Source organism: Rhodococcus sp. (in: high G+C Gram-positive bacteria), from assembly GCF_049299235.1.
In the GTDB taxonomy this organism is placed as follows: domain Bacteria; phylum Actinomycetota; class Actinomycetes; order Mycobacteriales; family Mycobacteriaceae; genus Rhodococcus.
This window is the reverse complement of the sequence record NZ_JBAQXC010000013.1, coordinates 32,652-53,084: the sequence shown is the minus strand read 5'-3', so window position 1 is coordinate 53,084 and position 20,433 is coordinate 32,652. Positions and strand designations below refer to the sequence as shown.

20 protein-coding genes and 1 rRNA gene are annotated in these 20,433 nt (G+C 65.5%); 2 read left to right on the top strand and 19 right to left on the bottom strand.

The features are described 5' to 3' along the window. Together WAX14_RS01025 and murA are read right to left on the bottom strand one after the other, a co-directional pair. Positions 1-968 (bottom strand): 16S ribosomal RNA (locus WAX14_RS01025); the annotation flags it as partial. Positions 969-1,509: 541 nt separating this feature from the next. Continuing rightward, positions 1,510-2,772 carry a UDP-N-acetylglucosamine 1-carboxyvinyltransferase gene (gene murA, locus WAX14_RS01020; RefSeq protein ID WP_422626234.1) on the bottom strand — a complete coding sequence of 421 codons (1,263 nt, stop codon included), beginning with the start codon at positions 2,770-2,772 and terminating at the stop codon, positions 1,510-1,512. Between the two features lie 57 nt (positions 2,773-2,829). On the opposite strand from murA, the gene WAX14_RS01015 reads away from it, so the two are divergent. Continuing rightward, entirely contained in the window at positions 2,830-3,402 is a 573-nt protein-coding gene (locus WAX14_RS01015; protein ID WP_422626233.1) for a cob(I)yrinic acid a,c-diamide adenosyltransferase, read from the top strand. Between the two features lie 87 nt (positions 3,403-3,489). On the opposite strand, the gene WAX14_RS01010 is transcribed toward WAX14_RS01015, so the two are convergent. From WAX14_RS01010 to prmC, 13 genes are all read right to left on the bottom strand, one after another. Further along, the gene (locus tag WAX14_RS01010) at positions 3,490-3,912 is read right to left on the bottom strand and encodes a DUF2550 domain-containing protein (RefSeq protein ID WP_422626238.1); all 423 of its coding nucleotides are present in this window, start codon (positions 3,910-3,912) and stop codon (positions 3,490-3,492) included. A 48-nt stretch (positions 3,913-3,960) separates the two neighbouring features. Then, a complete protein-coding gene (locus tag WAX14_RS01005; RefSeq protein WP_422626232.1) occupies positions 3,961-4,326 on the bottom strand; it encodes a F0F1 ATP synthase subunit epsilon in 366 nt (121 codons plus the stop codon). A 6-nt stretch (positions 4,327-4,332) separates the two neighbouring features. Then, positions 4,333-5,784, bottom strand: coding sequence for a F0F1 ATP synthase subunit beta (gene atpD / locus WAX14_RS01000; protein WP_422626231.1), 1,452 nt, complete (start codon positions 5,782-5,784; stop codon positions 4,333-4,335). 5 nt (positions 5,785-5,789) lie between these two features. Then, positions 5,790-6,773, bottom strand: a complete 984-nt coding sequence (locus tag WAX14_RS00995) for a F0F1 ATP synthase subunit gamma (protein ID WP_422626230.1) — start codon at positions 6,771-6,773, stop codon at positions 5,790-5,792. Positions 6,774-6,821: 48 nt separating this feature from the next. Further along, positions 6,822-8,465: a F0F1 ATP synthase subunit alpha gene (atpA, locus tag WAX14_RS00990; RefSeq protein ID WP_422626229.1), complete on the bottom strand. Its 1,644-nt coding sequence runs from the start codon at positions 8,463-8,465 to the stop codon at positions 6,822-6,824. Between the two features lie 62 nt (positions 8,466-8,527). Then, the gene (locus WAX14_RS00985) at positions 8,528-9,364 is read right to left on the bottom strand and encodes a F0F1 ATP synthase subunit delta (protein WP_422626228.1); all 837 of its coding nucleotides are present in this window, start codon (positions 9,362-9,364) and stop codon (positions 8,528-8,530) included. Between the two features lie 5 nt (positions 9,365-9,369). Next, positions 9,370-9,930: a F0F1 ATP synthase subunit B gene (locus WAX14_RS00980; RefSeq protein ID WP_422626227.1), complete on the bottom strand. Its 561-nt coding sequence runs from the start codon at positions 9,928-9,930 to the stop codon at positions 9,370-9,372. A gap of 11 nt (positions 9,931-9,941) precedes the next feature. Then, positions 9,942-10,193 carry an ATP synthase F0 subunit C gene (locus WAX14_RS00975; protein WP_422626226.1) on the bottom strand — a complete coding sequence of 84 codons (252 nt, stop codon included), beginning with the start codon at positions 10,191-10,193 and terminating at the stop codon, positions 9,942-9,944. Positions 10,194-10,278: 85 nt separating this feature from the next. Next, positions 10,279-11,127 carry a F0F1 ATP synthase subunit A gene (gene atpB / locus WAX14_RS00970; protein WP_422626225.1) on the bottom strand — a complete coding sequence of 283 codons (849 nt, stop codon included), beginning with the start codon at positions 11,125-11,127 and terminating at the stop codon, positions 10,279-10,281. Between the two features lie 259 nt (positions 11,128-11,386). Beyond that, entirely contained in the window at positions 11,387-11,857 is a 471-nt protein-coding gene (locus WAX14_RS00965) for a hypothetical protein (protein ID WP_422626224.1), read from the bottom strand. 11 nt (positions 11,858-11,868) lie between these two features. Further along, positions 11,869-13,092, bottom strand: coding sequence for an MraY family glycosyltransferase (locus WAX14_RS00960; RefSeq protein ID WP_422626223.1), 1,224 nt, complete (start codon positions 13,090-13,092; stop codon positions 11,869-11,871). Between the two features lie 19 nt (positions 13,093-13,111). Then, a complete protein-coding gene (locus WAX14_RS00955; protein WP_422626222.1) occupies positions 13,112-13,774 on the bottom strand; it encodes an L-threonylcarbamoyladenylate synthase in 663 nt (220 codons plus the stop codon). Between the two features lie 52 nt (positions 13,775-13,826). Beyond that, positions 13,827-14,789, bottom strand: coding sequence for a peptide chain release factor N(5)-glutamine methyltransferase (prmC, locus tag WAX14_RS00950; protein ID WP_422626221.1), 963 nt, complete (start codon positions 14,787-14,789; stop codon positions 13,827-13,829). Positions 14,790-14,905: 116 nt separating this feature from the next. On the opposite strand from prmC, the gene WAX14_RS00945 reads away from it, so the two are divergent. Then, positions 14,906-15,358 carry a hypothetical protein gene (locus tag WAX14_RS00945; protein ID WP_422626220.1) on the top strand — a complete coding sequence of 151 codons (453 nt, stop codon included), beginning with the start codon at positions 14,906-14,908 and terminating at the stop codon, positions 15,356-15,358. A gap of 36 nt (positions 15,359-15,394) precedes the next feature. On the opposite strand, the gene prfA is transcribed toward WAX14_RS00945, so the two are convergent. The 4 genes from prfA to thrB all read right to left on the bottom strand — a co-directional run bounded on the left by prfA (position 15,395) and on the right by thrB (position 20,397). After that, positions 15,395-16,474: a peptide chain release factor 1 gene (gene prfA, locus WAX14_RS00940; protein ID WP_422626219.1), complete on the bottom strand. Its 1,080-nt coding sequence runs from the start codon at positions 16,472-16,474 to the stop codon at positions 15,395-15,397. A gap of 141 nt (positions 16,475-16,615) precedes the next feature. Further along, positions 16,616-16,849 carry a 50S ribosomal protein L31 gene (gene rpmE, locus WAX14_RS00935; RefSeq protein ID WP_422626218.1) on the bottom strand — a complete coding sequence of 78 codons (234 nt, stop codon included), beginning with the start codon at positions 16,847-16,849 and terminating at the stop codon, positions 16,616-16,618. A gap of 122 nt (positions 16,850-16,971) precedes the next feature. Then, positions 16,972-19,059 carry a transcription termination factor Rho gene (gene rho, locus WAX14_RS00930; protein ID WP_422626217.1) on the bottom strand — a complete coding sequence of 696 codons (2,088 nt, stop codon included), beginning with the start codon at positions 19,057-19,059 and terminating at the stop codon, positions 16,972-16,974. Between the two features lie 408 nt (positions 19,060-19,467). Further along, on the bottom strand, positions 19,468-20,397 hold the full coding sequence (thrB, locus tag WAX14_RS00925; RefSeq protein WP_422626216.1) for a homoserine kinase: 930 nt from the start codon (positions 20,395-20,397) through the stop codon (positions 19,468-19,470). Between the last annotated feature and the right edge of the window lie 36 nt (positions 20,398-20,433).

The following is a 20,433-nucleotide window of genomic DNA, read 5'->3' as shown; positions in this document are numbered from 1 at the left end:
GCCCAGGTAAGGTTCTTCGCGTTGCATCGAATTAATCCGCATGCTCCGCCGCTTGTGCGGGCCCCCGTCAATTTCTTTGAGTTTTAGCCTTGCGGCCGTACTCCCCAGGCGGGATGCTTAACGCGTTAGCTCCGACACAGGACCCGGAAAAAGGGCCCCACATCCAGCATCCACCGTTTACGGCGTGGACTACCAGGGTATCTAATCCTGTTCGCTCCCCACGCTTTCGCTCCTCAGCGTCAGTAACGGCCCAGAGACCTGCCTTCGCCATTGGTGTTCTTCCCGATATCTACACATTCCACCGTTACACCGGGAATTCCAGTCTCCCCTGCCGCACTCCAGCCCGCCCGTACCCGGCGCAGATCCACCGTTAAGCGATGGACTTTCACACCAGACGCGACGAACCGCCTACGAGCCCTTTACGCCCAATAAATCCGGATAACGCTTGCACCCTACGTATTACCGCGGCTGCTGGCACGTAGTTAGCCGGTGCTTATTCAACGGGTACACTCACTCTCGCTTGCTCCCCGATAAAAGCGGTTTACAACCCGAAGGCCTCCATCCCGCACGCGGCGTCGCTGCGTCAGGCTTTCGCCCATTGCGCAATATTCCCCACTGCTGCCTCCCGTAGGAGTCTGGGCCGTATCTCAGTCCCAATGTGTCCGTACACCCTCTCAGGCCGGATACCCGTCGCCGCCTTGGTAGGCCATTACCCCACCAACAAGCTGATAGGCCGCGGGCTCATCCTGCACCAGTAAACCTTTCCACCACAAAACATGCATCCCGTGGTCGTATCCGGTATTAGACCCAGTTTCCCGGGCTTATCCCGAAGTGCAGGGTAGATCACCCACGTGTTACTCACCCGTTCGCCACTAATCCGCCCAGCAAGCTGGGCATCATCGTTCGACTTGCATGTGTTAAGCACGCCGCCAGCGTTCGTCCTGAGCCAGGATCAAACTCTCCGTTAAAGACTCTAGATTTCACTCCGAAGAGCCAATCAGTCAAAGACAAAAGAGCCAAATCACCAGCATGAAAACTCAAACTAGCTCAAACACTGGACCACCACAGACGGAAGAATGTGATGTCCAGCAACAACCACTCCACAAAAGCGAAGTGATCGCACCAATATATTATTGGCACTGACATTCATCGGCACACTGTTGAGTTCTCAAAGAACACGCACACACCATCACCAGCGAATCAGAATTCGCTCGCTCAGGGGCTGTTTGTTCGTTGCCGTCAAACCCTTCGGCTTGCGGCGCGACCACCAACCTTACCAGAAGGATTGCGTTGGTGGAAATCGTTCATGCGCCTTCGTCCAACCTCGTTTCCCAGTCCCTCAGGTCCGGGTCGGTGTCCGTGTCGCTCTGACCTGGATTAAGTTACGCGACGATGAATTCGATTCCAAATCGCCAGGTCAGAGGCTTGCCTGTGCGAATTTCCCCTGGTCACGGCGTGTCGCGACGTCCACGCCGCGCAGATCTCGTCCGGGTGACCCGCGGCACATCTTCAGGAGTCGTTGCGGACACGTTCGATTCCGCCGCCGAGTTCCTTGATGATCTCGACGAAACGCGGGTATCCACGGTCGATGTGGTAGACGTCGTGCACCTCTGTGACCCCGTCGGCACACAGGCCCGCAAGGACCAGGCCGGCGCCTGCTCGAATGTCGGACGACCACACCGGAGCGCTCGACAGTTCTTCGACGCCACGCACGACCGCGTGATGTCCATCCGTCCGGGCGTCGGCACCCAGCCGCACCATCTCCTCGACGAAGCGGAACCGTGCTTCGAACACGTTCTCGGTGATCATCGACGTTCCGTCGGCGACCGCGGCGAGCCCGATCGCCATCGGCTGCAGGTCCGTGGGAAAGCCTGGATACGGAAGAGTTGCGAAGTTGACCGCGCGAGGACGGTCGGTCTGGACGACGCGGAAGCCGTCGACTTCCGGGGTGACCTCTGCGCCGGCCGCGCGTAGTTTGTCGAGCACGAGGGCGAGGTGCTTGGGATTGACGCCACGGACCCGGACGTCACCCTGCGTCATCGCTGCAGCGATTCCCCACGTTGCCGCCACGATCCGATCACCGATGCAGCGGTGGGTCGTCGGCGCGAGCGCGGGGACTCCCGTGATGCGCAGGGTCGTCGAGCCGGCTCCACTGATTCGTGCACCCATCTGTACGAGCATGGTGCACAGGTCGACGATCTCCGGCTCCCGAGCGGCGTTGTCGATGGTTGTCTCGCCCTGCGCGAGCACCGCCGCCATCAAGATGTTCTCGGTGGCACCGACCGAGGGAAAGGCCAATCGAATCGTGGCGCCGTGCAGATCGTCGGCTTCGGCGACCACGCACCCGTGCTCGATCGTGCTGTGCGCGCCCAGTAGCCGCAGACCGGTCTGGTGCATGTCCAACGGACGCGATCCGATCGCATCACCCCCAGGCAATGCGACAACAGCGCGCCGACACCGCGCGACGAGCGGTCCGAGGACACAGACCGATGCGCGGAACTGCCGGACGGCCGCGAAGTCGGCACGGTACTGCGGCTGGGCAGGTGTGGTGACCCGAACCTCGTCGCCGTCGAGTTCGACGTCGCATCCGAGACCTCGGAGAACGTCCGCCATCAGGGGGACATCAAGTATGTCGGGGCAGTTGGTGATGACACTGGTGCCTTCGGCAAGCAACGTCGCGGCCATCAGCTTGAGAACGCTGTTTTTGGCACCACCGACGACGACCTCACCCACGAGCCGGCTACCACCGGTGACGAGAAAGCGTTCACTCACAACGCCACAGCGTAACGAGGACTCCGTGTTCATACCCGAGCCGGTACCGTGACGGCCATGGCTGTCCACCTCACGAGGATCTATACGCGCACCGGCGACGACGGGACGACGGGTCTGAGCGATTTCTCCCGGGTCTCGAAGAACGACCCGAGGCTGAGCGCCTACGCGGACTGCGATGAGGCGAACGCGGCGCTCGGCGTCGCGCTCGCGCTCGGCCAGGCGCCGCAGCGTTTCGCACCGGTCCTGCGGCAGATCCAGAACGATCTGTTCGACGCCGGTGCGGATCTGTCGACTCCGGTCGTGGAGAACCCCAAATATCCGCCGTTGCGGATAACTCAGGCGTACATCGATCGCCTGGAGAGGTGGTGCGATGAGTTCAACGAGGACCTCGAGCCGCTGAACTCGTTCATTCTTCCCGGCGGCACTCCCCTGGCGGCGTTGCTGCACACGGCTCGCACGGTGACGCGGAGGGCGGAACGGTCGGCGTGGGCGGCGGTGGAGGCGCATCCGGACGACACGAACGTGCTGCCGGCGAAGTACCTGAACCGGCTGTCCGACCTGCTGTTCATTCTGGGTCGGCTCGCGAATCCGGACGGCGACGTCCTGTGGAAGCCGGGCGCAGGCGCCTGAGCAGGTCGTGCGCGGTTGTGGCAGTCGCAACCACCTGTAGTCGCAACCACCTGTAGTCGCAACCACCGGGACCGCGCACGGAGAGGGTCAGTTCGGGCGGCGGCGTTGCGACCGATCGGACGGACGGGACTCCACCCAGGACAGGAACGCGGTCAGCGCACCGCTGTCGAAGGCGACCTCGAAAGCGTCGGTGCCGTCGGTCAACTCGAGGATGACGATGTCCTCGGTCATGATGTCGTACTCGTTGCCCGTCGGCTTGCGTCGTTCGCGTACCTCGACACCTTGACGGGTAATCCGGGAATCCGGCCCGAGGCGGAGACTGGACAACTTGTAGAAGGCAAGGGTGTTCTCGCCGTACCGGACGATGCCGTGCCGCCAGCCGCTTCCGGCCGCGTTGGGCATGAGCCGGAGGATCGCGGCGGTACCACCGCCGCGCAGACTACGGAGGCGATATAGAAAAGCCGCGACGGCGCCGGTGAGCAGCACGACAAGAATGATGAGAACGATCATTCCTACTGTCACTGCTCGTGGCTCCGTCGCGGCTTCTCGTGACGTCGATCAGGCCCGCTCGACGGCCCGCAGACGGCCTCGGGCCACTGCGATCTCCGTTTCGTCCTGGCTCTCGGCCAGGATCGCCTTCGCGGCGTCGATGTCGATGTCCTCCACAAGATCTGCGTCCTCGGCGAGCACGGTCACCGACGTCGCGGTCACCGACAGGAAGCCCCCGTGTACGGCCGCGACGATGCGCTCACCGTCCACGGTCGTGATGGACACGACGCCACCCTCGACGAGCTGGCCGAGAACCGGCTCGTGCCCCGGCATGATGCCGATCTCGCCCTCGGTGGTCTGCGCGGTGACGAGCTTCGCCGAACCCGACCACACACGCTGCTCGACAGCAACGAGGTCCACGGTCATTTCAGCCATGGCGGACTACTTTCCGGCGATCTTCTTGGCTGCGGCCTCGACGTCGTCGAGTCCACCGCAGCTGTTGAACGCCTGCTCCGGCAGGTGATCGAACTCGCCCTTGCAGACGCGGTCGAACGCCTCGATGGTGTCGCGCAGCGGCACGACCGAGCCGGGCTCACCGGTGAACTTCTCGGCGACGATGAAGTTCTGGCCGAGGAACTTCTGCAGGCGACGGGCGCGACCGACGAGGACCTTGTCCTCCTCGGCGAGCTCGTCCATACCGAGGATGGCGATGATGTCCTGCAGTTCCTTGTACTTCTGCAGAATCCGCTTGACCTCGTTGGCGACGCGGAAGTGCTCGGCACCGACGATGCCGGGCTCCAGGATGCGCGAGGTCGACGTCAGCGGGTCCACAGCGGGGTAGATACCCATCTGCGAAATCGGCCGCGAGAGCTCGGTGGTCGCATCGAGGTGCGCGAAGGTCGTGGCCGGCGCCGGGTCGGTGTAGTCGTCGGCGGGGACGTAGATCGCCTGCAGCGAGGTGATCGAACGGCCACGGGTCGAGGTGATGCGCTCCTGCAGCTCACCCATCTCGTCCGCCAGCGTCGGCTGGTGGCCCACGGCGGACGGCATACGGCCGAGGAGGGTCGAGACCTCCGAGCCTGCCTGCGTGAAGCGGAAGATGTTGTCGATGAACAGCAGCACGTCCTGGCCCTGCACATCGCGGAAGTACTCCGCCATGGTCAGCGCGGACAGGGCGACGCGCATACGCGTTCCCGGCGGCTCGTCCATCTGGCCGAAGACGAGGGCCGTGTCCTGGAGGACGCCCATCTCTTCCATCTCGAGGTGAAGGTCGGTGCCCTCACGGGTGCGCTCGCCGACGCCTGCGAACACCGAGGTTCCGGAGAACTCGCGGGCGATACGGGTGATCATCTCCTGGATCAGAACGGTCTTGCCGACACCGGCACCACCGAACAGACCGATCTTGCCGCCCTTGACGTACGGGGTCAGCAGGTCGATGACCTTGATGCCGGTCTCGAGGATCTCGGTCTTGCCCTCGAGCTGGTCGAAGGCCGGGGGCTTGCGGTGGATGCCCCACTGCTCGCCGTCACGGCCGGTGCCCGGCGCATCGAGGCAGTCACCGAGGGCGTTGAACACGTGGCCCTTGACGACGTCACCGACGGGGACCGAGATCGGACGACCGGAGTCGACGACCGCCGCGCCGCGGACCAGGCCGTCGGTCGGCTGCATCGAGATGGTGCGCACCAGGTTGTCGCCCAGATGCTGTGCCACCTCGAGGGTCAGGGTCTTCGCCACGGACGGCAGAGTGACCTCTGCGTTGAGGGCGTTGAACAGCTCGGGCACGGCGCCCCGCGGGAACTCCACGTCGACGACGGCGCCGATGACGCGCACGACGCGACCGGCCGAGGCCGAGGCCGCACCCGCCCCGTTGTTGGTTGTTGCTGCTGCGGTCATGTGCTTCAGTCACTTCCTGCACTCGAGGCGAGCGCACCGGCACCGCCGACGATCTCGCTGATTTCCTGGGTGATCTGGGCCTGGCGGGCCTGGTTCGCCTGACGGCTGAGGTTGTTCACCAGTTCCGTGGCGTTGTCCGTCGCGGCCTTCATCGCGGTACGGCGAGCAGCCGACTCGGAGGCTGCGGCGTCCAGCAGCGATGCGAAGATTCGCGTGCTGATGTACTTCGGCAGCAGCGCCGCGAGCAGCGTCCCGGCCTCCGGCTCGAAGTTGTAGTCGGCACGTGGCCCTTCGCTGCCCGACGCGCGGCTGCCGTCGGAGAGCATGTCCTCGCCGAGGTCGATCTCGTCCTCGGTGATACTCACCTCGAGCGGCGCCATCCGCCGGACCTCGGGGGTCTGCGTCAGCATCGACACGAAACGCGTGTAGACGATGTGCAGTTCGTCGACGCCCTCGATGGTGCCCTCGCCGTTCGGCGCGGAAACCTCGGAACCGGAACCGGCCATGAACAGCTCCACCAGGTGGCGGCTGGCCTTCGCTGCGTCCGCGTAACCCGGTGCCTGCGAGAAGCCGGTCCATGCGCCGGCGACCCGGCGTTCACGGAAGGTGTAGTAACCCAGGCCCTTACCGCCGAGCACGTACAGCACCGGCTCCTTGCCCTCGCTGATGAGCAGCTGACGCAGCTCTTCGGCTTCCTTGAGGACGTTGGAGTTGTAGCCACCACACATTCCGCGGTCGCTGGTCACGACCAGCACGGCGGCACGCTTGGGGTTCTCACGCTCGTTGAGCAGGGGATGATCCAACGACGCCGACGCGCTGGCCAGCTCCGAAAGGACCTTGGTGATCTCCTCGGAGTACGGCTTCGACGCGGCGACCCGCGCCTGAGCCTTGGTGATGCGCGAGGTCGCGATCAGTTCCTGCGCCTTGGTGATCTTCTTGGTCGAGTTGACCGACTTGATCCGCGAGCGCAGCTCACGCAAGTTCGCCATTTGTCGATCACACTCCCTTCACTGGACGCTGGGTCATGGTCGCCCCGCTCACTTGCGAACGGTGGTGCGCTTGACGGAGACCTGCTCCTGCGCAACCTCGTCGGCACCGAGGGTGTCGGCCTCTGCCTCGTTCACGACACGGCTGCCGTCGGAGGCGATGAAGCCCTCCTTGAACTTGTCGGTCGCGCTGGTGAGCGCCACGATCGACTCGTCGGACAGTGCCTTACCACCGGCGATCTGCTCGTACGCGCCCGCAGCGTTGCGGTGCAGGTCTTCGAGGAGTTCGGTCTCGAAGCGGCGGATGTCGGTGACCGGGACGGAGTCGAAGATTCCTTCACCCGCGAGGTAGATCGACACGATCTGATCCTCGACAGCGATCGGCGAGTACTGGTCCTGCTTGAGCAGCTCGACCAGACGCTGGCCGCGCTCGAGCTGAGCCTTGGACGCGGCATCGAGGTCGGATGCGAACGCCGCGAACCCTTCGAGCTCACGGAACTGCGCGAGTTCCAGACGCAGCGAGCCGGAGACCTTCTTCATGCCCTTGGTCTGCGCCGCGCCGCCGACTCGGGAAACCGAGATGCCGACGTTGATGGCCGGGCGAACGCCCTTGTTGAACAGATCGGACTCGAGGAAGACCTGACCATCGGTGATGGAGATGACGTTCGTCGGGATGTAGGCCGACACGTCATTGGCCTTCGTCTCGATGATCGGCAGTGCCGTCAGCGAACCGCCGCCGAGCTCGTCGGACAGCTTGGCGGAGCGCTCCAGCAGGCGGGAGTGCAGGTAGAACACGTCGCCCGGGTAGGCCTCGCGTCCCGGCGGACGACGCAGCAGCAGCGAGATGGCGCGGTAGGCCTCGGCCTGCTTGGTCAGGTCGTCGAACACGACCAGGACGTGCTTGCCCTGGTACATCCAGTGCTGACCGATGGCCGAACCGGTGTAGGGGGCGAGCCACTTGAAGCCGGCGGAGTCGGAGGCCGGAGCTGCGACGATGGTGGTGTACTCCATCGCGCCGTTCTCCTCCAGCGCCTGCTTCACACCGGCGATGGTGGAACCCTTCTGGCCGATCGCGACGTAGATGCAGCGAACCTGCTGCTTCGGGTCGCCGGTCGCCCAGTTGGCCTTCTGGTTCAGGATCGCGTCGATGCAGACCGCGGTCTTGCCGGTCTTGCGGTCGCCGATGACGAGCTGGCGCTGGCCACGGCCGATCGGGGTCATCGCGTCGATGGCCTTGATGCCGGTCTGCAGCGGCTCCTCGACCGGCTGGCGCTCCAGCACGGTCGCGGCCTGCAGCTCGAGGGCGCGGGTCTCGGTGGACTCGATCTCGCCGAGACCGTCGATCGGCTGTCCCAGCGGGTTCACGACGCGGCCGAGGTAGCCGTCGCCGACCGGCACCGACAGAACGTCGCCGGTCCGCTTGACTTCCTGGCCTTCCGCGATGCCCTGGAAGTCGCCGAGGACCACGGCGCCGATTTCGGTGGCCTCGAGGTTGAGGGCCACGCCCAGCACGCCACCGGGGAATTCCAGCAGCTCGTTGGCCATTGCCGACGGCAGACCGCTGATGTGCGCGATGCCGTCACTGGTGTCGACGACCACGCCGACCTCCTCGCGGGAGGCCTCCGGGGAGTAGCTCGCGGTGTAATTGTCAATCGCGCTACGGATCTCGTCGGAGGAGATCGTCAGCTCCGCCATGTTCTTCCTGCTCTCGGTATCTGGTCTTCGAAAAGATCTCTAGGTGTGTGTTCGGTAGTGGACTACGTGAGGCTCTTCCGCACAGCCGCGAGTCGACCCGCTGCGGTGCCGTCGATGACCTCGTCGCCCACCCGGACGACCAATCCACTGAGGAGCTCGGGATCGACCTCGACGTGGACCGTCACAGGCTTCCCGTAGGTGCGGCTCAGAATCGCGCTGAGGCGCTCGGTCTGAGCCTCACTGAGGGCGGCGGCGCTGCGCACATGCGCGACGGCGCGGTCCCGCTGCGTGGCAGCGAGTGCCGACAGTTCGTCGAACGTGTCGGCCGGGGCCTTCTTCAGGCGTCCGACGGCCTGCACCGAAAGTGCTTCGGTGACTGCCGTGCACTTGCCGTACAGGAGGCGGGAGAGAAGCTCACGCTTGGCCTGCACCGGGGTCGTGCGGTCGGACAGTGCCTGCTCGAGATCTCCGTTGCCGGCAACGATGCGACCGAGCCGGAACAGCTCGTCCTCGACCGTGTCCAGTTGGTTCTGGTCCTCCGCAGCCTTCAGCAGGGCCTCGCGGCCGAGCTGAACGAGCGAGTTGGTCAGGTCGGACTGCGCCGACCAGTCCTGGCCCACCGCGGCCTTGACGGTCGCGAGGGCCGCGGCCGAAACCTTGCCCCCGAAGACCTGCTCGGCCAGCGCCTGACGGACTGCGCCGGGGGTCGAGGCGTCCGCCAGCGCACCGCGGAGGGTGCGTTGGCCGTCGAGCACCTCGACCACCGAGAACAGTTCGGAGCCGGCCTGTGCCGCAGCGGCAGTCGCGGCACCCGCACCAGCGGATGCGGTGCTCGACGCCAAGGCGTCCTGCAGCGCGGATCGCGTATGAGCGAGTGCCTCACGGCTTGCTGCGTACATGGTGCTCACTTTCCGGATGCAGAGTCAGCGCTGAGGGATTCGAGCTCGCTGAGGAAGCGGTCGATGGAACCGGCACGCTTGACGTCATCGGAGAGCGACTCACCGATGATCTTCTCGGACAGGTCTACGGCGGTGCGGCCGAGATCACCACGGAGTTCGGTCACGATCTGCTGGCGCTGGGCCTGCAGCTGCGCGTGACCGGCGGCGACGATGCGGTCGCTTTCCTCCTGTGCCTGCACCTTCATGTCGGCGATGATCTGCTGCCCCTGGGTGCGGGCCTCTTCACGGATCTGCGCCGCCTCGGTGCGTGCCTCGGCGAGCTGGGCGCGGTACTGCTCGAGCGCGGCAGCCGCCTCGGCCTGCGCCTCTTCCGCCTTCTTGATGCCGCCTTCGATCTGCTCCGAACGCTCGTCGAGGACCTTCTGGAACAGCGGAAGTACGTACTTCCAGAAGACGAGACCGACGATGATCAGGGCGACGAGCGACCAAACGATGTCATATGTCGCGGGCAGGAGCGGGTTTTGGGTCTCCCCCTCCGCCGCGAGCAACAGGATGCTGTCAGCCATGGTCGCGACGATCAGAAGATGAAGCCGGCAACGATGCCGATCAGCGCGAGGGCCTCGGTGAACGCGATACCGAGGAACATGGTGGTGCGCAGCTGTCCGGCCATCTCGGGCTGGCGAGCCATGCCCTCGATCGCCTTACCGACGACGATACCGATGCCGATGCCCGGGCCGATGGCTGCGAGGCCGTAGCCGACGGCACCGAGTCCACGGAAGGTGGTCTCTTCCTGCGCGAGGATCTCGACTGCCTGAAGCGCAACGCTCATTGGTGTTCCATTCCCTTTCTAGTGGCTCGGTCCCGGGGATCGGCAACCGAGTCAGTCTGTGATGTTCTCTGGTGGTTCGGTCGGGTCAGTGTTCTTCGGCGTGCAGAGCGAGGTCGATGTACACCGCGGTCAGCAGCGCGAAGATGTATGCCTGCAGCACGATCACCAGCAGTTCGAAGAAGGTGAAGGCGACGCCACCGATCAGCGAGCCGATACCGAACAGCTTCATCGCGCCCTCGGACGAGAAGAAGAAGAACTGGGTGGCACTGAAGAACAGCACCAGCATGATGTGGCCGGCGAGCATGTTGGCCATGAGACGGATGGTGAGCGTGAACGGCCGCAGGATGAACGTCGACACGAACTCGATCGGAATGACGAGCACGTGGAGTGCCGGCGGCAGGTTCGGGATGACGATGCTGCTCTTGACGTAGCGGAAGAAGCCGTACTTCTTGATGCCGACGTAGTTGAACACGATGTACGCAAGAGCGGCGAGCACGATCGGCATACCGATGCGGGCGTTCGACGAGATGTTCAGGAACGGAATGATCGAGGTGAGATTCAATCCGACGACGAGGAAGAAAATCGTCACGAGCACCGGGAGGAATCGGCGGCCCTGTTCCTTGCCGAGAATGTCCTCGGCGATCTGGATCCGAACGAAGTCGATCATGATCTCGGCGACGTTCTGTACGCCGCGGGGCACGATCTTCGGGCTGCGCAGCGCGAATGCGAAGAACGCCGCGACCAGCACGGCGACGACGACGCGGATGAGCATCAGCCGGTCCATTTCGAAGGGGGTGCCCTCGAAAAAGACTGCTGGTGGAAAGAAATCGGCTAGTGACGGCGCGTGGAATTCCCCGGCTGCCAAGGTGGTGACGCTCAGCGCTCTCTCCCGTAGTCGGCCGCAGGCATTGCCGTCTGCGGTTCGATCGGACATTGACGATCCAACAAGTCGACCAGGTCGGCTCGCGTATTCGCCAGCTGCTGTGGGCCGTCGATTCGGCCCAGCGTCTGTCGGTGTCGGCGACTCTCGTCGACTCGGCGGTCATTTGACCATGACCGCCTACAAAGTCACAACCGTGTGGTCCCATCAGGGCTACCGGCCGGTTGCGGCTCGCTTGTGCATCACACTATCAATACATCTACGACAACGCGTAGGCGGGTGCGAAGCCGCAGGTAATTGACAAGTGCAACTACTACTGCTCGTCGTTTCCGGTCTTGTCCGAATCGGGCACGACGTACAACGAGCGCTGTGACACGACGCCGTACGTTTCCGCGCCCAACACGATCACCAACGCGAACACGATCGTCAGGATCAGAGCACCCTTACTGTAGAAGTCCAGCGGCTTGAGCAGCGCCATCACCACGATCGCCAGGATCAGCTTGAGCAGCCACGTCCCGAGCAGCACCGCCCCCGCGGTCGTCGCGGGCAGTCGCGAGGTGAGCAGCACCCCGAGCGCCGTGAAGAGAATGAATCCGCCACCGACCGCGGCCCCGATCAGCGCACCCCACAGGCCCGGCATCCCCGCGACGAGCACCGAGATCACCGCGGACACGACCGTCAGGGCGATCAGCCCGAGCGCGCCGTACCGGACGGCGGCACGCATCGGCGCCGACGGATCGGACAGGGCGGGGAGAGGCTCGGCAGGCCGATCGGAAGAAGTCACGGGTACCAAGCCTATCCGACCCCACCACTTCCCCCGCCTCCACCGGCCTCGGTGTCACCGCCGCCCGGGGTGTCGGTGTCACCGCGGCGCAACGACGGCACCGCCGTGACGACCAGCGCAAACACCAGACCTGCCGCGGTGAGCAGCACCACCGCTCGACGGTCGATGAGCGCCGACCCGACCGCGCCGAATGCGAGGACGCCGACCCACAGGTAGATCAGCAACACGACGCGCCGATGCGAGTGACCTATCTGCAGCAGACGGTGGTGCAGATGCATCTTGTCCGGGCTGAACGGACTGACTCCGGCCCGGGTGCGCCGCACGATCGCGAGCAGCAGATCGAGAATCGGAATGAACATGACCGCACCGACCAGGAGCAGCGGAGACAACAGGCCGAGCAGATCGCGGGTACCGTACGCCGCCAGCGGAATCCGGCCCGACGCACTCGTCGACACCACCGCGAGCATGAGCCCGATCAGCATCGACCCAGAGTCCCCCATGAAGATCCGGGCGGGGTTGAAATTGTGGGGCAGAAACCCCAGGCAAGCACCGGCCAGGGCTGCGGCGATCAACGCAGGCGGATATGCACTGACGTCGCCACCCTGATCCTGCAACAATCCGACCGAGAACAAGCAGATCGCCACGGCCGCGATGAGTCCGATACCGGCGGCGAGACCGTCGAGGCCGTCGACGAAGTTCATCGCGTTGATCATCACGGCCGCGACCGCGACCGTGATCAGACCTCCCTGAAGTTGGTCGAGGACCAGCGTGTTTCCGCTGAACGGATCGAAGATGACGATCCAGCTCACCCCCATCACGGCGAGCATCCCGGCGGCGGTGACCTGCCCGACGAATTTGGTCAGCGCATCCAGTCCCCACCGGTCGTCGATGATGCCGACGACGACGATGATCGATCCGGCGACGAGCGCCGCGCCCATGTCCGGTGTGTATTCGAATCCTCGTGTCAGCGCGGGCAGTTGATACGCGAAAACCAGACCGGCGACAAGCCCGAGATAGATTCCGACCCCGCCGAGTCGTGGCGTCGGAATCACGTGTACGTCCCGATCGCGAGGCGCTGCGACCGCACCGAACCGGATTGCGGCGATCCGGATGAGCCCGGTTGTGAGAAAGGTCACGACCGCAGCGGTGAGCAGAACCAGCAGCAGTTCGCGGAGGGGTACACCCGCGCCGCGACCCGACTGGGCCAGCACGAGTGCAATGTCGACGGAAGTCACCTACGCAGGTCCCTGTCCGTCACTCTCCGCCGACACGCAGGCTGTCCGGGGCGTCGCCCAGAACCTCCGCGATGGCCTCGATCGACACGGCCCCCTCACGGAGCACGCGCGGGCGATCCGAAGTCATGTCGACGATGGTCGAGGCGACCGCATGCTCCGATGGTCCGCCATCGAGATAGACACTCACCGACGCACCCAACTGCCGCCGTGCATCGTCGGCGGTGACTGCCGGCGGCTGACCGGAGACGTTCGCACTCGACACGGCGAGCGGGCCGACCTCGCGCAGCAGTTCGAGGATCACCGGGTGCAACGGCATCCGCAGCATCACCGTGCCGCGCGTGTCACCCAGATCCCATCCCAGCGACGGTGCCTGATGCACAACGAGGCTGAGACCACCCGGCCAGAACGCCCGGATGAGCTCACGAGCCTCGGGACGGACGGTGGTGACCAGTCCGTCGATCGTGTTCCACGAACCGACCAGCACAGGGACCGGCATGTCACGCCCACGGCCTTTGGCGCGCAGCAGACTCGCCACCGCGTCGCCGTCGAAGGCGTCGGCCGCCACCCCGTAGACGGTGTCGGTCGGCACCACGACGAGCCTGCCTGCTTTCAGCGCGCCTCGTGCCGCATTGACACCTGCTGTTCGGGAATCTGGCTGACTGCAGTCGTAGACCGTGCTCACGCGCCCATCCTTCCATCCCGTGCGGCGCGGCCGACATCGCGCCCGGGACTCGTCACCCGTGCGTCCCAGAATCGTCCCCTGCCGGCCCGGCTGCGTCATACCCTGCGGCCCCGGCTGCGCGGGCTCGTTGCGCTTCGGCGTCCGTCGGAACCCGCAGCGCGACGACGAATCGCGGCCGTCCCACCAGGTCTGGGTGTTCGGCGACCTCGCCGAACACTCTGCGCTGGGAAAACAGTGCCGCGGTCAGGTCGCCGTTGGTGTCGTCGTGTTCGACGGCGACAGCGCCGCCGATGCGTAGCCAGCGCGCCACGTTCGACACCAACGGCTTGATGACGGACAGGCCGTCGGGGCCGCCGAACAGTGCGGAATGCGGGTCGTGGTCGACAACCTCGGGTTCGAGTTCGGTGCCTTCCGGGATGTACGGCGGGTTCGCGACGATCACGTCGACGCTGCCTTCGAGTTCGGTGAGCAGGTCGCGGTCGGTGACGTCGCCCTGGTGGAGCACGATAGGGGTATCGCCCTGCGACGCCAGATCCTCGGCGTTGCGTCTGGCCCACGCGAGCGCTTTCGGCTCGAGTTCGACCGCGTGGACGACCGCGTCCGGCCTGGCATGCGCAATCGCGAGGGCGAGGGCACCGGATCCCGTGCACAGGTCGAGCACGACCGGGGATCGCCGTGGGTAGCCCTCGAGAAACGCCAGCGCCCAGCCGAGCAGCAGTTCCGTTTCGGGCCGCGGCACGAACACCCCCGGCCCGACGGCGAGATCGATCTCCCCCATCGCCGACGTTCCGGTGATGTATTGCAACGGGATTCGTTTGGCGCGCTGCGCGATCATCGCCCGATACGCCTCGACCATCGCGACATCGACCAACGGCACCAGACCCAGCCTGGTTCGTTCGATTCCGAGCAGGTGCGCGGCGAGCAGTTCGGCGTCCGCCCGGGGGCTCGGCACACCCGCTTCCTCGAGCACCGATACTGCCTCGATGATGGCCAGGCGCAGAGGTTGACGATTCACGGCGTACAGACTGCCATGCCGGTCACGAACAGCGAACGGATAGGTCACAGTCCGCACGTCCGCGATGGTTCACCGATAGCGTCGGGCGAACCCGAGAAACGGAAAGTGGGAGCGCCATGACGAAGTCGAGAAAGGTCCTACGCGCCGCAATCACGGCCGCATTCGCCGGTGCCACAACGATGACCGCAGCGGGTGTCGCGACCGCATCACCCATCGATATCCAGCCGACACCGCTGCTCTGCCCGGACGGAATCGCCGTCGTCCAGTCGGTCACCCATGATGAGCAGGAGGCCGTCGAAGCCGAGGAACTGCTGTTCGTCGTCAACGAGCAGGGCGGTTCGGGCGGCACGATCAACTGGTTCAATCTCGGCAACGGCACCTCGGGCAACGCGTCGTTCGGCCCAGCCGAGGACTGGCACAACATCCCGGTCGCGCTCGTCGAACCCGAAGCCGGCACGGTGGTCTCGGCCGTGTGGGGCATGTACCAGAACGCGCAGGGGCAGAACTGTTTCCTGCTTCCGGGGATCGACGTCGCCACGGTCCCGGCGGAACCGGACGATCCGGACTAGATCGGCCGCGCGAAGCCCACCCGGCCGTCGGCGGCTCTATTCGGCGGCGAGCCGGGCTTCCCGGTCGGCCTGACCCAGCGCGTCCAACAACGCCTCGAGGTCACCGTCGAGCACGGCGTCGAGGTTGTGCGCCTTGAAACCGATCCGATGATCGGTGATGCGGTTCTCGGGAAAGTTGTAGGTGCGGATGCGCTCGGAACGGTCGACGGTGCGCACCTGGCTGGCGCGGCCCGCAGACGCCTCGGCGTCGGCGGCCTCTTCGGCGGCGGCCTGTAGCCGGGCTGCGAGGACCTGCATGGCACGGGCCTTGTTCTGCAACTGGGACCGTTCGTTCTGACAGGTCACGACGATCCCGGTGGGCAGGTGCGTGATCCGCACGGCCGAATCGGTGGTGTTGACGCCCTGACCACCCTTGCCCGACGAGCGGTACACATCGATCCGCAGATCACCCTCGTCGATCTGCACTGCCTCGACCTCGTCGGGCTCCGGGTAGATGAACACACCGGCGGCGGACGTGTGAACCCGACCTTGAGATTCGGTGACCGGAACCCGCTGCACGCGATGGACGCCACCTTCGAATTTCAAGCGGGACCACACGCCGTCGCGGACGTCGGTCTTCGATTTGATCGAGAGCGTCGCGTCCTTGTATCCCCCGAGGTCGGAATAGGTGACGCCGAGCACCTCGACGCGCCAGCCGGCACGCTCCGCGAAGCGCGTGTACATGCGGGCCAGATCGGATGCGAACAGGGCGGACTCCTCACCGCCCTCGCCCGACTTCACCTCGAGCACAACGTCGTCACCGTCGTGCGGGTCACGTGGCGCGAGCAGATCGGTCAGGGTCTTCTCCAGCTCGGCGACAGTCTCTTCGAGTCCGGGGATCTCGGCGGCGAACGCGGCATCGTCGGACGCCAGTTCACGCGCCGCCTCCAGGTCCTCGCGGGCTGTCGTCAGCTTCGTGTAGGTCGCCATGACGGGGGCGAGTTCGGCGAACCTCTTGCCGACGCGACGCGCAGCCGCCGGGTCGTTGTGCAACGCCGGATCGGACAATTGCAGTTCCAGACCCGCGTGCTCGGCCAGGATGTCGTCGACGGCCGACGGCTTGGTCTGCCCCGCCATGAGTTCGCTCCACTCTGTTTCTGTCGTGCTGGTTCCGGTGACGGTCGCACTCGGACGGGAAATACTCGGGGCAGTCGACCAGCCCCGGAAAGCACCGACGCCCGGTCTGTGACGAGACAGGACCGGGCGTCGGCAGGGCAGCTAGCTGTCGGCAGCGGCCTTCTTCGGGGCGCGCTTGCCGTAGCGAGCCTCGAAGCGGGCAACGCGTCCGCCCGTGTCGAGGATCTTCTGCTTGCCCGTGTAGAACGGGTGGCACTGCGAGCACACTTCGACCGTGATGCGGCCCTGGTCGCTGGTGCTGCGCGTTTCGAATGTGTTCCCGCAACCGCAGACGACGGTGGTCGCCTGGTAGTTCGGGTGGATTCCTGCCTTCATGGTGTCCCTTTCGGTGGCCGCCGGGTCGCCTTCGCGGATCGAAGACGTGAACCGGAACCGGACTCAGCTGGTCGATTATGCCAAACGACGGCCCGGGGACGAAAATTCCCCGGGTGCGCCGGTTAGTCCTGCGATCCCCCAGGCGCGTTCTTCGTGACCTGCAGGAGGAACTCGATGTTGCTCTTCGACTTCTTGAGCTGACCGACCAGCAGATCGATCGCCTGGTGCGAATCGAGACCGGACAGAATCCGCCGCAGCTTGTGCACGACCGCGAATTCGTCGGGGCTCATGAGAAGCTCGTCCTTGCGGGTGCTGGACAGGTTCACGTCCACCGCCGGGAACACGCGCCGCTCGGCGATCTTGCGATCGAGCTTGAGTTCCGCGTTGCCCGTGCCCTTGAACTCTTCGAAGATCACGGTGTCGCCGGTCGAACCGGTTTCCACCAGCGCCGAGGCGATGATCGTCAACGAGCCGCCGTTCTCGATGTTGCGAGCAGCACCGAGGAACCGCTTCGGCGGGTACAGCGCCGTCGAATCGACACCACCCGACAGGATGCGGCCCGACGCAGGCGAACTGTTGTTGTACGCACGACCGAGGCGGGTGATCGAGTCGAGCAGCACGACGACGTCGCGACCGGCCTCGACGAGACGCTTGGCACGCTCGATGGCGAGCTCGGCGACCGAGGTGTGGTCGGACGGCGGCCGGTCGAACGTCGAGGCGATGACCTCGCCCTTCACCGACCGTTGCATGTCGGTGACCTCTTCGGGACGCTCGTCGACCAGCACCACCATGAGATAGCACTCGGGGTTGTTGGTCGAGATGGCGTTCGCGATGTCCTGCAAGACCGTGGTCTTACCCGCCTTCGGCGGCGACACGATGAGCGCACGCTGACCCTTGCCGATCGGCATGATCAGGTCGATCACCCGCGTGGTCAGCACGTTCGGTGTGGTCTCGAGGCGCAACCGCTGGTTCGGGTACAGGGGGGTGAGCTTGTTGAACTCGGGGCGACGCTTCGCAGCGTCGACCTCACCGCCGTTGACCGTGTCGAGGCGCACCAGCGGGTTGAACTTCTGACGCTGGTTGCCCTGTTCCCCCTCGCGGGCTACGCGCACGGCACCGGTGATGGCGTCGCCACGACGCAGGCCGTTCTTCCGCACCATGTTCATCGACACGTACACGTCGTTGGGCCCGGCCAGGTAGCCGGATGTCCGTACGAACGCGTAGTTGTCGAGGACGTCGAGGATGCCCGCCACGGGCTGCAGGACGTCGTCCTCGCGGAGTTCGGGTTCGCGGGTTTCGGTGCCCCCGCCCTCACCGCGATCACGTCCACGTCGCCGCTCGCGGAAGCGACGGCCCCGGCGACCGCGGCCGCCTTCCTCGTCGTCTCCTCCGCGGGGGTCACGGTTGTCCTGGCGCGGGCCCTGACTGCGGTCGTCGCGGCTGCGGTCGTCGCGGTTACGGTCGTCGCGGTTACGGTCGTCGCGGTTACGGTCGTCGCGCTGGGTGCGATCGCCCGGCTCGCGCTGGGTGCGCTGACGACCGTCGCCCTTGTCGTCGCCGCGTCCGTCCTGCTCGGTGTTCCGGTCCACGGCCGGGGACTCGCCCTTCTGTCCCTCGCCAGTTTGGCCCTGGTCCTTCTGGCCCTGGTCACCGCTCTGATCCGTGTCCTGGTCGCCGCCACGGCGACCGCGGCGCTGACGACCACGACGAGGTGATTCGCCTTCGCCTTCGCTGTGCGGATGTTCGGCGGCAGCTGTTGCCGGCTGCTCGGCCTTCGGCTCGTCAGCGGTACCGGCCTTCGGCTGCTCGGCCTTCGGCTGCTCGGCCTTCGGCTGCTCGACCTTCGGCTGCTCGGTCGCTGCGTCCGGTGCCGCTGCGCGGGCCCGACGCGTCCGAGCAGGCCGTGTGCTCTCGGCTGCGGGTTCGTTGACGGCAGATGCCTCGGACGGGGCCTGCGCGGACTGCGCGCTTCCGCCCTGACGGTCCTTGATTGCGGCGATCAGGTCGCCCTTGCGCATCCCTGAGGTGCCCTTGATGCCGAGTTCTGCCGCGAGTGTGCGCAGCTCGGCGAGCACCATGCCGGAGAGGCCGGCGCCGCGGCGCCCGCCGCCGCGCGGCGTGGTGGTCTGTGAAGAATCGTCCGCCTGCGCCCCCGCAGATGACCCCGGGGCGTCGAGAACAGGCGTAGCGATCAGATCCGTATCGGTCACGGAGATCCTTTCCTTCCCTCGCTCGCGCCACGCAGAGTCGAGGGTTCGTTCCCACAGATCGGTTCGTGCACCGATCCGGGATTTGCCGTACGTGTTCACGGAATCGAACGGCCGGCACGTCCGCTATCACGCCATCCTCCGGCACTGACAGTCCCTGGACCCGCCGAAACGAGAACATGTGAGGATCGATCCAGGACCCGGCGTTCCGATGACACTGGAGTCGATATCCTGACGAAGCCGACGGCTGAAACGCACGACGTGCGGACAAACCACAGGATAGCGACGAACTGTACGTTGAGCAAGAACACCCATCGACACACCCGAAACGGATACGGAGAAGTGTGGTCGTCGCCTCCGTCGGGTACCCGAGTTGCGACCCGGCGGTGGACCGGCGATGGAAGAGGCGGATCAGAGTACCTGGACGCCACCCGCGACATCGAGTTCGAGAACGGACAGGTCGTCGGCTTCCGCTGCGGCACGCAGTTCGGCGGGGAACTGCTCGGTCGTCAGTGCCAGCACGGTGGGTCCGGCACCGGACACCGTCGCGGCGATGCCGGCGGCGCGCAGCGCCGCGATCCACTTGGTGGTGAGCGGCAACGCAGGCGCCCGCTGCGCCTGATGCAGCAGGTCCTCTGTCGCGGGCATCAGCAGGTCCGGACGTTCGGTCAGCGCCACCACCGCCAACGCGGCACGACTGACGTTGAACGACGCGTCCCGATGCGGCACCAGGTCCGGCAACAATCCCCGTGTGTGCGCGGTCGACGAACGCACCGACGGAACCAGAACGACTACCTTGATCGCCGGGTGCACCGGCAGCGTGACCGCCCGGTAGGCACGCTGCTCGGCGTCGATTCCCGCTTCGCTCCACGCCACGACGACACCGCCGAGCACGCTCGCCGAGGCATTGTCGGGGTGTCCTTCGAACTCGGACGACAGTTGCACGAGTTGCGCATCGTCGAGAGCGCGCTCCGGCGCGGCCTTGCGCACGAGACCGTTGGCCGCGGCGAGCCCGCCGACGACGGCGGACGCGGACGAACCGAGTCCCCGAGAATGCGGAATAGCGTTGCGGCACACAATATCCAGGCCATCCGCCCACAAGCCGGCTGCCTCGAGGCCGCGCTCGACGGCCCGCACCACCAGGTGCGTGGGACCCCACGGCACTTCCTCCGCGCCCTCCCCTTCGACGCGGATGTCCAGTCCGGATCCGGTTGTCGTGACCGTGATCTCGTCGTACAACCCGAGTGCGAGACCGAGCGAGTCGAATCCTGGTCCCAAATTCGCACTCGACGCGGGAACCCGGGCGGTCACCGAGATCCCTGCCGGCAGAGTCTGCGTCATGTCGTGATTCCCAACAACGTGATTCCGAACAACAGA

Bases quoted from the DNA above. Each gene is read 5' to 3' on its own strand.
- WAX14_RS00980 (WP_422626227.1), bottom strand. From the start codon at position 9,930: ATGGCTGACAGCATCCTGTTGCTCGCGGCGGAGGGGGAGACCCAAAAC.
- WAX14_RS00975 (WP_422626226.1), bottom strand. From the start codon at position 10,193: ATGAGCGTTGCGCTTCAGGCAGTCGAGATCCTCGCGCAGGAAGAGACC.
- WAX14_RS00995 (WP_422626230.1), bottom strand. From the start codon at position 6,773: ATGGCGAACTTGCGTGAGCTGCGCTCGCGGATCAAGTCGGTCAACTCG.
- atpD (WP_422626231.1), bottom strand. From the start codon at position 5,784: ATGACCGCAGCAGCAACAACCAACAACGGGGCGGGTGCGGCCTCGGCC.
- WAX14_RS01010 (WP_422626238.1), bottom strand. From the start codon at position 3,912: ATGATCGTTCTCATCATTCTTGTCGTGCTGCTCACCGGCGCCGTCGCG.
- WAX14_RS00985 (WP_422626228.1), bottom strand. From the start codon at position 9,364: ATGTACGCAGCAAGCCGTGAGGCACTCGCTCATACGCGATCCGCGCTG.
- WAX14_RS01005 (WP_422626232.1), bottom strand. From the start codon at position 4,326: ATGGCTGAAATGACCGTGGACCTCGTTGCTGTCGAGCAGCGTGTGTGG.
- atpA (WP_422626229.1), bottom strand. From the start codon at position 8,465: ATGGCGGAGCTGACGATCTCCTCCGACGAGATCCGTAGCGCGATTGAC.
- WAX14_RS01015 (WP_422626233.1), top strand. From the start codon at position 2,830: ATGGCTGTCCACCTCACGAGGATCTATACGCGCACCGGCGACGACGGG.
- rpmE (WP_422626218.1), bottom strand. From the start codon at position 16,849: ATGAAGGCAGGAATCCACCCGAACTACCAGGCGACCACCGTCGTCTGC.
- atpB (WP_422626225.1), bottom strand. From the start codon at position 11,127: ATGTCCGATCGAACCGCAGACGGCAATGCCTGCGGCCGACTACGGGAG.
- thrB (WP_422626216.1), bottom strand. From the start codon at position 20,397: ATGACGCAGACTCTGCCGGCAGGGATCTCGGTGACCGCCCGGGTTCCC.
- WAX14_RS00945 (WP_422626220.1), top strand. From the start codon at position 14,906: ATGACGAAGTCGAGAAAGGTCCTACGCGCCGCAATCACGGCCGCATTC.
- prfA (WP_422626219.1), bottom strand. From the start codon at position 16,474: ATGGCGGGGCAGACCAAGCCGTCGGCCGTCGACGACATCCTGGCCGAG.